This is a genomic window from Microbulbifer mixtoriginis (SeqCode), assembly GCF_052466765.1.
In genome coordinates this window covers 915577-928374 of sequence record NZ_CP174289.1, presented here as the reverse complement: position 1 = coordinate 928374, position 12798 = coordinate 915577, and the positions used below count along the sequence as shown (strand labels likewise).

11 protein-coding genes are annotated in these 12798 nt (G+C 41.2%); 8 read left to right on the top strand and 3 right to left on the bottom strand.

All coding sequences use genetic code 11. The features are described from left to right. The first annotated feature begins 57 nt into the window (after positions 1–57). Positions 58–375 (top strand): hypothetical protein, encoded by a 318-nt coding sequence (locus ACJJIV_RS04065; protein ID WP_444890838.1) that lies wholly within the window; start codon positions 58–60, stop codon positions 373–375. 284 nt (positions 376–659) lie between these two features. On the opposite strand, the gene ACJJIV_RS04060 is transcribed toward ACJJIV_RS04065, so the two are convergent. Both ACJJIV_RS04060 and ACJJIV_RS04055 read right to left on the bottom strand, forming a co-directional pair. Next, complete coding sequence (locus tag ACJJIV_RS04060; RefSeq protein ID WP_444890837.1) at positions 660–1007, bottom strand: hypothetical protein; 348 nt, start codon at positions 1005–1007, stop codon at positions 660–662. Positions 1008–1153: 146 nt separating this feature from the next. After that, positions 1154–1504 carry a hypothetical protein gene (locus tag ACJJIV_RS04055; protein ID WP_444890836.1) on the bottom strand — a complete coding sequence of 117 codons (351 nt, stop codon included), beginning with the start codon at positions 1502–1504 and terminating at the stop codon, positions 1154–1156. An 819-nt stretch (positions 1505–2323) separates the two neighbouring features. Between ACJJIV_RS04055 and ACJJIV_RS04050 the strand changes: the two genes are divergently transcribed. The 5 genes from ACJJIV_RS04050 to ACJJIV_RS04030 all read left to right on the top strand — a co-directional run bounded on the left by ACJJIV_RS04050 (position 2324) and on the right by ACJJIV_RS04030 (position 10557). Next, complete coding sequence (locus ACJJIV_RS04050) at positions 2324–4879, top strand: hypothetical protein (RefSeq protein WP_444890835.1); 2556 nt, start codon at positions 2324–2326, stop codon at positions 4877–4879. Positions 4880–4938: 59 nt separating this feature from the next. Further along, positions 4939–8898: a DUF637 domain-containing protein gene (locus tag ACJJIV_RS04045; RefSeq protein WP_444890834.1), complete on the top strand. Its 3960-nt coding sequence runs from the start codon at positions 4939–4941 to the stop codon at positions 8896–8898. 13 nt (positions 8899–8911) lie between these two features. After that, positions 8912–9511 carry a hypothetical protein gene (locus ACJJIV_RS04040; RefSeq protein ID WP_444890833.1) on the top strand — a complete coding sequence of 200 codons (600 nt, stop codon included), beginning with the start codon at positions 8912–8914 and terminating at the stop codon, positions 9509–9511. Positions 9512–9675: 164 nt separating this feature from the next. Then, positions 9676–10182, top strand: coding sequence for a hypothetical protein (locus ACJJIV_RS04035; RefSeq protein WP_444890832.1), 507 nt, complete (start codon positions 9676–9678; stop codon positions 10180–10182). Positions 10183–10221: 39 nt separating this feature from the next. Next, the gene (locus tag ACJJIV_RS04030) at positions 10222–10557 is read left to right on the top strand and encodes a hypothetical protein (protein WP_444890831.1); all 336 of its coding nucleotides are present in this window, start codon (positions 10222–10224) and stop codon (positions 10555–10557) included. A gap of 269 nt (positions 10558–10826) precedes the next feature. Here ACJJIV_RS04030 and ACJJIV_RS04025 read toward each other — a convergent pair whose 3' ends face one another. Beyond that, positions 10827–11186: a hypothetical protein gene (locus ACJJIV_RS04025; RefSeq protein ID WP_444890830.1), complete on the bottom strand. Its 360-nt coding sequence runs from the start codon at positions 11184–11186 to the stop codon at positions 10827–10829. A 377-nt stretch (positions 11187–11563) separates the two neighbouring features. On the opposite strand from ACJJIV_RS04025, the gene ACJJIV_RS04020 reads away from it, so the two are divergent. Beyond that, entirely contained in the window at positions 11564–11896 is a 333-nt protein-coding gene (locus tag ACJJIV_RS04020; RefSeq protein ID WP_444890829.1) for a hypothetical protein, read from the top strand. Positions 11897–12007: 111 nt separating this feature from the next. Next, positions 12008–12337: a hypothetical protein gene (locus tag ACJJIV_RS04015; RefSeq protein WP_444890828.1), complete on the top strand. Its 330-nt coding sequence runs from the start codon at positions 12008–12010 to the stop codon at positions 12335–12337. Positions 12338–12798 lie beyond the last annotated feature (461 nt).

Below are 12798 nucleotides of genomic sequence, written 5' to 3'. Positions count from 1 at the left end.
TATTCTTTGTAGTAACAATCGCTTCTTTAAATTGTAAGTTTATATAAGTGTTAATGTGTGGGTGAAATGAAATATCTATTGGTGTTGGTTTTATCTTTGATTTCTTCGGTAAGTGCAGCTGATTGGCATCAGGGGAAGTTAGAATATGTGGGGGTGGGTTATGATGGAAAGACAATAACTTTTTCTCAGGTTGGAGTTTCGAGAAATAGTTGCACCTGTTACCCTGCGTGGCCAACAAGGAATTGTCTTGATAGAAGTCGTGATAGCTTTGATCAAGAATATGCTTTCTTATTGTCAGCTAAAGCTCGGGGGGTAAGTGTGTCTGTGAATGTTGATGAAACCACCTGTAAGGTTATTGGAATGTTCGAGAAGTAGAGTCAGTCTTGAGCAGTAATAAGTGGCTTTAGAGATTATGATGGCAAAGACCACTGTAAGGCTTGGAGTGAGCGAATATTATTCCTGTTGCTTATCAAATAAAATTTCTACGTGAGTAGTAGTCAGCCTAAGTGATCATCTGCATTTAAATGACGATATGTGATCCCTACAAAAGAGGCGATGTAAATATAGCATCGCCTCTTTTTAGTTTTAAATTATCAGAATTAAATGCAGCGAGCATTCGTAGTAGGTGGGTATCTTTATTTAAATGGGGTGCAAAGACTTCACTCTCTCCATATTTGAATGGAGATTAATTCAGCACGATTTCCTGCGCAGACATCAGATACATAGATTGCTACAGGTTTGTTTGCCATTTGCGCGGCCAAGGCAATGGATAATATTTGATCCATCATTGCGTTATTGTTCTTACTGACATATACACTACTTCCCCAGTTACAATTTGGGGCCGTATCGCTATAGGTGATAACTCTATCGAAGTTGATTACAATTCCGTCTTTACTCCACCCGGTTTCAATCCATCTAATATAAAGTTTATTTTCCTGGTCTGACTTAGCGCCAGCTTGAGCAAAGCTAGAAAGTAATAGGAGGAATGCTAAAGCTATTGTCTTCATTGCTGGTTTTAACCTTGATGTGCAAATAAATATAGATGAACAAATGTATGTTAATTGTAATATGTGGTTAAACTGAGACTAAAAAGCAGTCATTTATTGCCGTAATGACTGTAACCTGGTAATAGATGACTGCTTTTAGAGTTTCTTTAGTTTGAATACAAATAGACAGAACTTATCTTTGGATATTGATTAGACTGTCCGCCGCATCCACTTACCCAGAAATTTACCTTTTTGTTGGCCAACTGAGCGGCTAAAAGAGTTGAATGCAAAGCTTCATAGTTAGCGGTATCCGGTTGAAGTGCATAGTAACTACTATTGGGGCAGCTATCGGGGTTGTTTTTGCTTCCAGGTTGTGCGCCATCTAAAGCGGGTAGTCGAACCATCGTCCAGCCTCCATTGACATACATAACCTCAATGACACCAGTGTCAGTTGAACCACCAGCGGAAAAAGCAAGGCTAGGCAGGAGGAGTGAGAAAAAAAGTAGATACTTTGACATAGGTTAAATCAATTCCAGTCTTGGGGAGTTACTTAGCTGTTGCGCGCATAAGTTGCGCTTTCAGAGAAGAGCGGATTTTAACATCTTTTGAATAGATGGATTAGGGGTAACAGTGAGCTTTAAAACCATTCCTGCAAGTAATAGCAGGAATGTTTGTATTGGGGGATAAATTTAGCACATGCTGACAATAGTGCAGATTACTGAAAGTCAGGGATGTCTGGGGTAACCGTATTTTCAAATGGCACTTTGGTAAAGCCTCGAAGTGTGCTCAAGAACTATTTAAATTGTACTGTACTGCTAGGGGCGAATAGGAGCGAACATTATCTTACCTGGCCAGACCATCCTGGATAATTCAGTAAAGATGTATGCGTGAATTCTTGCCAATTAAAAGGCTCAACATGCGGTAATGCTTAGAATGATAAATGGAGATGTCCCTGTACTACTCCGTATATAAGATCTTATGATAATTAAGTGAAATGTAATGTTGCGCTGAAATCAAGTTTTGCAGCGAGGTGCAAGGCTTGAATGGGTCTTTTATAGGGCTTTTTGGGTTGTTCAGATACTCTCTGTAGAAACTTTCTCTTCTTTTTCCTCATTATTATTTGCTACCTCCCTCTTGTGCTCTTGTGGTGCCCGTCAGGAGGTGCATTTATTAAATATATGATCGCTTAAGATAAAAGACTGAGATTGAGTTAGAAGTTGGTTGACCGGCCATGTATGTGCCTGCTAACCTCCGCGCCCAAATATGCCTGGGAATGGTGCCCTGTTTTTAGGTGTTGAATAATTGGCTGAATCGTATTGGTAAATTATGGGGAGCAAATGAGGAAATATTCGCAGAATATTGCAAAGAGAGTGTTATTAGGTTTAATGCTTCTTGGGGTGCAGGGAGGGGCATATGCTTCTACAATATCGCCCTGGAGCGGTCATTCAGATGAAATATCATTAATAGATAATGAAAGTGTCGATACGCTAAGAATTAGATCCGCGAATTCTAGCGGCATCTCTTATAACCAGTTCAACACCTTCTCAGTATCAGGTCAGCCCCTGCAACTGTTAAATATCCCTGGCCAGCTGGAAGACTCTTCATCTGTTGAACCTGCATCATTAATTGTTATTGCAGCCAATCATATAGATATAAACGGTTCCGTAGAAATTCTAGGCGCACCGGCTGATGTATTGTTTATCTCTAAAGATAACTACGGCACTATCAAGTGTAGCAACTGCAGTTTTGATAACATTGCTAGATTAACATTTGCAGTCGGCAGCCCTGCCAGTAGTATCACGGATACAAGCTCAAATATTGGTGCATTAACAGTTAAACAAGGCGCAGTTACCATTAAAAACATGGAGGCGCCTGGCGCTTTGCTGTTTGAGGTACTTGCCAATGAGTTGAATCTAGATGGAAGCATAAACCTTCAGCAGCCAGTAAATAAAGAGGGCTATGGCTATGTACCGTCCGAGGATGGAAAATATAAGCTCGGTACCGGCTTAGTCAATGCCTTGATTGGCAATGTGAATTGGAATTATGATTCACAACAGATAGAAAATATAACGACTATAGCTTCTTCTTCGGCCGACCTTCTAAAGGGGCAGATTCAAGCGGCCTCTGTAAAGTTGACAAGTTCCAGATGTTTACTGCTAGAGACAGATATTGATACGACCTCTGATTTTCTGTCTTCGGTGCGTTACAAGGATCAAGTCTTATCTTCAGGTGAATCGATTACCGTTCAGTCATTTGGTAACTGCACCTCAAAAATAGAAGGTAATATTAAAAGTGATGGCGATATCACCTTAAAGTCAAATAGTGATCTTCTCTTTCCCATCTCAGCTAGTGATATACAAGGGTATAACCTTGTGGCAATCGCCAAAGGGCGTATTGAAAATAAGGCGGATTTGTTTGCCCATAAGTTGGAATTGGCCGCCGATGAATTTGTCAATTTTGGTCAACTTGAGGGTGGTAGTACACTTGCAGTTTGGGCTGATAAAAATGTATACAATCAGTTTGGTGGCCGTATTACCGGTGGAACTGTTGATGTTCAGTCGCAAAATGGATTTGTGAGAAATGGTTCACGTACTCCATACCTGGCTCCAGAGTCCAGTGTTAACAAGCTGCTCACGTTTGTTTCAGATGATTTGATATTAACAACGTCAGAGACTTCAGAGCTGGGAACCTTTTATAGAAGTGAAATAAATGTAAGTACCACAAATAGCCATCACCAGCCAGCAGATACCTCGGCTCAGATTCATGGTCAAAAAGTGCGAATCAAGGCGAAAGGCTTTGAAAATATTAATCCCTATTGGGAGCAGGTTCCAGAAAGCCAATATACCCTATTGTCTCGTAATCGGGTTAATCAAACTGCAGTGGCTGGTGAGAATGGATTAGAAATCGAGGCCCGAAATTATATCTTAAACTCTTCGGCTGTTTTACGTGTAAACAATAAGTCTGGCGGATTTAAGATTGATGCACCCTATATTATTAATGAGAGATATAGAAACCTCACCCTTCTGGATAGGAACTATTATACAGGCATAGATTCGTCAAACTGGGATAGAGAGACCGAAGAAACCATAGATAGCCGGGCATATACTTACTCCCCCCCCGGAATTATTGTTTCTTTAGGAGACTTGGAAGCTTATGCATCTAAGGGGATTATCAATAGTACCGGCTATCTGGAGATATTTGGTAATGCAGTCCTTACCACAGGCGTTCTCAATGAGAAAGGGGAGACAGTTACCGTTGGTCGCCTCCATGATTATGGAATTGGGTATAAAGGAGTAAGTAAGACCACAGTTGATAAATTCAGTGTGTGTATAGGTTCCTCTAACCTACCTGTTGGTTTTGATGTTGAGTGTCAAGGGGGAGGCAGTGGTCCAGACACACAGATTGTTGTTAATGATGCGAGGTATGCGGATTCCTTATTTTATATTCATGGAAATGTGAAAAGTAATTCTCAATTTGTAAGTAGAACATTAAATACTTTTGATGGATTTCAAGAGGTAGCTATAGGTAATCTGATTACTGCTCATGCCCCTGAATGGTGGGAAGACGAATATTATTATATGCACCCTTTAGCTTGGGCAACAGATGGTCGTGTTCCCGTTTGGGGGGGGTGGATGACTAATCAAACTTGGACTCCAAGCACGCAGATATCAAATGATACCCTTAAATTATTCTGGACCCATGATTGGTATTTTGAGGTAAGTGATGCCACTGGATGTTCATCTAGTAGCTGTATACCTCTCAATCTGACTTCCGGCGAAAGAAGTAAAGCCGAAAGTAAAGAATTCTCTCTTTTCGAAGTGATGAAAGATATGTACGAATCCTTGAAAAGTACGATCTCTAAGTTCTTTGCAGAATTTGACTGGTGGACCTAAGGAGTCGGTTGTTAAAAATGAATAGAGATATAAACACCTGTCAAAGGAAAGGCATGGGTATGCGATTTTTCACCCATTTAATCGTTTTTTTCTTCTTGTTTCAGACAATGTTGCCGGCTTATGCGGTGGCATTAACCTCTGGGCAGATTCAGCAGGTTTTGGATTCAATTGCGGAAATTGAGTTTACTTCCGGTAGTGGAAGTTACCAATACTCTGCGGCACCTTATATTGATACTGCCGTACAAAATGGCTATACAAGTATCGAAGACTTCTATAGGCGCTTGAGGGATGGACATATTAAGTCCCTGGGAGAGGTCACCTATGTACCAATCGGGGTTGGAGACATCACCACCATAATACCGGTATATGATAACCCTAAACTGGTAGGCGACTCCTTTGTTCAATCCCGGTATGTACGTGACCAGATTCACGAGTTATTAGGACGCCATCTGATCGATTCGACGGATCAGCGTTTTAAAGATGAAGCATCTCAATTAAAGACGCTTTATGACAATGCCTATCTTTATGCGACATCGGCGAGCACAACAGAAGTCTATGGCGATCCTATTCCTTCGAGTAAATTTGGCCGTGAGAACAGCCCCTACGACATGATTTGGCCTGAGCGTCGGGTTATTCGGGGTGAAACCGTGGTTGTACCAGTGGTATATCTCAGTGCCAGCACCGTTAGAGATCACAAAGTTACAGATCACCAAGTACAGATAAATGGCAATGCCAGCTTTGCGGGTATCACCCTTCAAGATGTAGCTATCAAGCTTGGCCGTCAGAAATTCCTAAACGTGGCCGGTCATTTCACAGCCGTGAACAGCAATGTGACTGCTTGTGATTTGAGTCTAGTGGCCGGAGGCTCTCTTCTTTTACTGTCCAGTCAATTTGATGACTGTGGTGACTTATCTATTGCTGCCGGCAGCGTTGAAGCCAAGACGCTTGTTCACCGTTACGACTTTGGAGATGAGACTGGCGGTTTCTTTGGTGAGGTATCTTCTATCTCAGCCGATGGAAGTGTCGTGGTGCGTAGTCACTCTGATATCACCCTTAACGGCGTCACCGTTAATGCAGGAGGTACACTAACCTTCGCTGCGAATGGCAATATTTCAATCGGAACTGAAGAAGTAACTTCAAGTTATGACGGTAAGAAAGGTGGTTGGTACATACAGAAATCTGGAGTTAGTTACTTACAATCCAAGCTTACCGCGGAAGAAACCATCCAGCTGATTGCAGGAGGACAAATTGTTCTGGATGCTGCAGAAATTGTAAGCGATCAAGGACATATTGAACTGCTTGCCGGCTTGGGTATTACTATTGAGGATGAGTTGGAAACAACCCAATCCTTTAAGAAAGGGAAGTTTGGCAAGAAGAAAATTGAAGAGTCGATCTATCAGACTGTAGCTATTCGATCTTTTCTGGATGCAGGTAAAGGAATTAGTCTCCACAGTGAATTTGGTGATATCACTTTACGTGCGGCGGATATAACCAGTGAAGATGGCACGAGAATTCAGGCCACAAACGGTGGTGTCAACCTGTTGATGACAACAGAGACCGATCAGTATAGCTATAGCTCAATTAAGAAGGGACTGTTCACTGTATCGACTAAGAACAAGGGCCATGTTATTGAAACGGGGGTTACTAACTCAATTATTGGAGGCTTAGCCGTAGAGGCACTTAAGGGCGTTCAAGTGGAGTATGAAGGTGACCCAAGTCTGTCTTTGGATGAACAAATCCAAGTACTTAGCCAATTCGAAGGTATGGAGTGGATGGCGGAAGTACGCCAGAAGCTTCCGAATGCTGATTGGCAAGCAATAGATTTAGCTTATGAGCAGTGGAATGAATCAAATACCTCTCTAAATGCTGCAGCAATGGCAATTATTACTATTGTTGTTGCCATTGTTACTTCTGGTGCTGGCGCAGCCATGATTGGTACAACTGGTGCTACCGCATCGGGCGCAGCCATGAATGCTGCATTTACCACAATGATTAATACTGCAACAATTGCTTCAGCAAATGCGACGGTCAATGGTGGTAGTTTTGAGGAGGTTTATAAAGCAGGTTTTGAAGCTGTTCTCAGCAAGGATGGGGTGAAGTCGATAGCGGTAGCGGCTGCTACAGCAGGAGCATTGAGTAAGATTGATGCAGCCTTTTTCGAAGGAGATACAGTTGCTTATAAAGAAGGTAAAGCGGCGAGTGATGCCTGGCTACAGGCCAACCCTGGCGATTATGCCATGGCTGACAAGGCATTTCAGATTGCCTATAAAAAGGCTGTGGAGAGAAGTACCTTATCTCTAACCCAGCAGGCGCTCCAAGCTGTAACTCACGCTACGGTGAAAACTGGAATTCAAGCTGGAGTTTATGGCACTGACTTTGGTGACACCTTTACTCAAACGCTTGTACAGCAGGGTATCAACCAGCTGGGCGCTCATATGGCGCAAAAGATTGGTGCAGCTTGGGACCCTAAAGACCCTAAAGACCCGAATGCTCAAGTGAACTCCTGGGATACGGCGATGAAATATATCGCACATGCGGGTTCCGGTTGTGTTATTGGCGTGCTTACGGCGGAGAATTCTGGCCAGCAAAATGCCTCTGATGGTTGTGTCAGTGGTGGAGCTGGTGCCGTTATTGGAGAATTCACCGCCTCTGTTTATAGGGAAAGAACTAAGCCTCAGGTTGATAAAGCGAATACTGCAATCAAAAACCTATTTAAAAAATATGGCGATGATGTAGTAGATTATGAGAGTAGAGGTTACTCTAGTGAGCAGATTAAAGATATTTTCCGTAATGAATACGGGTTAGGTGCAATTGAGCAGCAAATTACAGAGTTAAAAGAGCAAGGAGTAGATTTAGCTCGATTCTCTGCTGGACTTTCTGTATTTCTAGCGGGTGCAGAAGCGGCAGGCGTTAATACGGCTGCGGATGTTGGCGCTATCACTGCTGAGAATAATGCACTCTTTATATTCTTAATCCCAGTTATTTTAAAAGCGATTGATCTTGCGCTACTTGGTGTCGATTTATACCCGATATACGAGGCCTATCGTGATGGAGGAGTCGATGCAGGTAATCAAGCTTTAGCTGATTATATTATTGTTAATGGTACTACCAATTTAGTTCTTATTCTGTTCCCTGGAGGAAAAATTGGTAATAAGCTTATTTCTAAGATGGATGAGAATGAGCTTTTCCAAGCAATTAAAGTCTGGGGGGATCAGCTTGGAAATGTTGCCAAAGAAACAGGAGATGCATTTTTAACCCTCCTTGGTGATAAAAGTGAGTTAGCTCTTGAGGGACTTAAGGGGTATATTCTCAGAAGAGAGCTGCGAGATGATAAAGAGGGACTTGAATTAAATGGTGGTAAAGTAGATACAACGAAATATTTAGAGGGACTGACAGATTTCTACGAACGAAAGGGAGATCTTTATATTACAAAAAATGGTAAAAAATATAGAGATACCGGAGTTTTAGAAGATGGCAAACCGGTTTTACAAAGTGAGAAGGGATCTAATTACTTCTATGTAGATGAAAATGGTGTTCAAGTTTCCACGAGTTCGCCATTTACAGCCAATGTTGATAAGTACCGCAGATTCCATAATGAGCAGGTTGATGCAATTTTTATTGAATATGGAAAAATACCGAATGTTAAAGTTCAAAAGGAAGTGACAGTTCAGTATGACAACGTGGGGCACGAATACCATGGTATGATCGCTCGGGCAGATCTATCAGTGACAGGTGAAAGAGATGGATCTATTGATGTGCCTGATGGATTTGAATTATTTGATCTAAATGGCAATCATATACCTGAAGGAAAGATCCAGCTTGACTCAAAGGGACGTGCACTTCTCGAGGTTAAGACAGGGAATGCAACATTAACGTCAAACCAAAAAATAGTTTATGATGCATGTACCTCCGGCCAGGCAAGTGCATGTGGCGCTAACGCTGATGAAGGTGGGCTCAGGGGACAGATGGATGAGATATTTGTTTATATTCTAAGGTCAACAAAATCTCCACATGATTAAAGGCAGGATTACGATGACTTTTAAAAAAGAAATCTTGGAGGCCGCCAAGAAAAAGGCGGTCGAACTCCCAGATTGGCAGTTTGTTTCTAAGAGATATAGATCTCGCCCAGTGAAATTTTGTGATCTATTAATAGCTCCTTTTTGGAATTTTAGTGGTTCTCCTGCTTGGGTAACAACCCAGCCGGCTGCAGGTGTATACATCAAAGAGGTGGAAGATATTTTTTCTCATCTTTCAGATCTTCCTCTGAGTCAAACTGCTACTTTTTCAAGAAGAATTAAAATAGCTGACCTGAAGAACCCTTTTGATCAAACAGTTTATGCCGAAGATTTCGAAAGCCAGGAAAAAGCTGTAGCGAAAGTTATGCGTGATCTGGATAATATAATCGAGTTTGGGCAGGCGTACTTAAGAAAGCAATATTGCCTAGATAGCAAAGAGTCGTTTTACCTAAGTGTCCCTGAAGAAACGCGTGGTATCTGGGCTACATACTATTGTATTGTGCGTGGATTGCTTGGAGATACGGATTATATAAAACGCGTGCTTCGCAGAGAAATTGATCCTAAAGGTTATCAAGAGCTAGAGCTTATTGGCAAGGTATTGGATTATTTTTCTTGAGTTTAAAATGGGGGCAAGGTTCGTCTTGCCCTTTAATTCATCGCGTAAAAAGCTTTGCTCATTTTTGACTAAATTCACATATTAAAATTTGGTTTTATTTAATTGCCATTTGGCTAATTTTATGTTTAATCAAGCATCAGTCCTAATTTTAGGAAGGCATTCCAATGGATATCAAACTGTTAGGCTATCATTCAGGTTTTGCTCTCTGTAATGCTTTATATATAGGTAGTGTTACTAAAGAAGAGGAATTACTTGTTCCCTTTTGTTGTTTTTTTGATGCAGAACGAAGTGCGATTGCTCCTTTCGAAGCAGAGTCACAGACGTTAGCAGATCAGAAGGCTCGTGCGGCTATAGCGAAAGAAGAAAAAGATTGGGTAGGATGGTGTTATGGGCGCGAAGGGAGGGTAAACCTTCAGGGGGGAAACAAATCTGATGCTTATGTAATCGAAGCAAAACTAAAGGAAATGAAGCAACCTTTAAGCCTGATTCAGCTCTTTGAGTATCCGTTCAAACCTGTGAGCCGCCTTATCATTAGTGCTCCTAACGATTTTCGTGAAGTATTTGCAAATAATCTTTCTATATTTAGAGAAGCATTTATTCAGGGGGCTAAATCTCACAAATTGGGTGGTGAAAGCTGGGGAGAGTGGGAGCCCACAGTTTTTTCTGGTTAACATTGTTTAAAAGAAGATGATTGTTGTTTGAAGAAGAAAATGAAATATTTCGGAAAAATATTGTTCTTAATTATTTCCTTTGTACCTTTGCTAGGTCGAGCCGAATGGACTCCCTATGCAAAAATTTCCTATATGAAAGTCCATGATGCTGGGGTTGAAATCAGATTGCAAAATTTCACCAATACCAGCCCAGAGATAAACTGTAAAAGTGATGTTGATTTTCATCTTACTGTTGAGGATTCAAAACTATTTGATACAAAGCTCTCATTCTTACTGTCTGCGTATATGGCAAAGGAAGCCGTTAGCTTTAGCTATTATGAATGCAATAGCACGGGTTCCAAAATACTGCTATCTTCAGTTATGTTTCCTGAGTAGAAAAAATAGTAATGGTGCCGTGTCCAATAAATTTGCCTTGCCCAGGATATAATCGATCTGAATGATTCTGAGTTTGTTAGCGGTCGAGGCTTTGAGTTAGTAGAGTGGGACGATCTATTTTTATTTAATTTTGTTCCCTTGCGCATATAAACCGGCATTCAAAATATGAGAGATCGAGTTGAATGCCAGTTTATTTAGTGGGTAGATTGTATTGCTTTAAGCTCGACCTACTTTAAAAGTTAAACGGAAAATCGATAGCCATATATTTTTTATGGCATAACAGAGAGATTCCTCAAATCTGCAACATTGTGGTAGGTTGTACAGTCATCGCTACTTTTCAAAGTAACAGTCTGCTGGGCGGCGAGGGCGCTTAAAAGTAGGCTGAGATATATTTTGCCCTCTTCATTGGTAATATTATTAGCATCTTTGTTTATACCGTCAAACGCAAAGCTATAGCTTGTGTTGGTTGAGCAGGGAACCTCCCCCAAAGGTGTTCCCTGAACTTTAACAAAAATTCTACCTTGATACTGTGGGCCAGTATGAATCTGACTTAACTTTCCTGTAAAGACAAATTCGGCCAGGCATGAGGTGGGTAAAACAATAAACAGTAAGGCGAATAGTTTTTTCATCTTGGATGTGAGTGGTTTTCATTGCAATATAATTTTGGAATTATACTAAATTACTTACCTCAGTAAAATATGTAGTTTTTGATAAGCATATCTTCTGGGGCTGGATATCTTCAATCTCTTATCCTGCCGTTTCGATATTTTTTTTAAGCTAAAAGAAAAGGTTAAGTTAAGGGCTGCTCTAAAGGAGCAGTTTGTGAGCGCCATATTGCTGCAAGCTTTGCGACAAACTAACCGCACTTGGATCGGATTGGTTGATAATTGATCTTGAAATTCAAGAGTAACAAGGTTGATAGACAACCTATACGGTATTTGACAAGAATATTATAATAGCAAGCTGCTGACCAGCTGTTGTGAATCGCTAATTTTTCGAGGTGTTGATGAAATCTTTAGGCTTGGCTCTGATGCTCTTATCGGGTGATGTGCTGGCTCTAGGGGATGCTAACGAATCCACAGTGCGCTATATCGAGGTGTTTTCGAGTGCCTCCTCTAGAGATGGCGAAGTGGTCGTGAAGTTGGACGCTGAAACTGAGAGTTGTCATCAGTATTGGATAAAGTCGGAAGAGAGCGTAGGCCAAAAAAACTCAGTGGCTTCTATCTTGGCGTCACTCCATGCCAAATCTACAGTGCGGATTGTTGGGGATACTGACAGCCTTTGGAGTGGAAGCAGCGCCTTTAAGACCTGTGAGATTATTTCATTGCGTGTTCTTTAAAGGTTTTTGTCGTTTGAAGGCTGGTAATGTCCTCTAGCTAGAGCAACTCCACTTTCATCTTTTTTTGTTAAATTAAGATTGTTGATTTCTTTTTGGACGTTTGAGTGTTTTATGAAAAATATTATTTCTATCTCTTTAATTTCTATTTTATTGTTGCCCTCTCTTGTATCCGCTACAACCACAACAGGCTATCTAGAAATCGAAAAAATAGGTTGCCATCTAAATGATTCTACCTGTTACGTTTATGTAAATGAAAGTGTTGGTCCTGCAGAGTGTAATAAAACTTCTATTCGATGGAATAAGGATGATAATGTCAGCGGAAAGGAAGCGCTGAGTCTGTTAACAGCTGCGCATTTTGCGGGCAAGAAAGTTCAGTTCAATCTTTTAGATAGCTGCTATGGCGCCTACCCCACTTTTGCTTGGTACAATATTGGCAAATAGCTCCTCTTAGGGTGCGCGTTTACCCGCTTTGCGATGTAGCTAGCTTGTATTAGGTGGCCGTATTTATTATGCGGCCTTTTAAAATGATCCTATGATAGGAAGGGTACCCTCTAGTTGCTTGGCTCAAAACACTTTTTCTGTTCTCTTATCCCCCCCCTTATATTGGATTATCCCTACTCCACAAATAGTCCTTTTGCTGATGCCCTCTTGTGTAAATTCTTCCTCTGCCTTCAGTTGAGTCCTAATATCCTGACTTCGTGAGCATTTCTCATGAGGTGTCGCGATACAGTGAGAAGGTTAAGATTGGTAAAGAGAAATGGCGCTCTTCTTATATGTGAAGCGAAGAATTCCTGTTGAATGTTACTTTGCCCTGTCTTACCCCCATCTCGTCTCAAGGTTTGTATTTTTTGATGTGTTTGTAATATAAGCTCCTTTAAGTTTGAATTTTGTTGGCTTTCTAT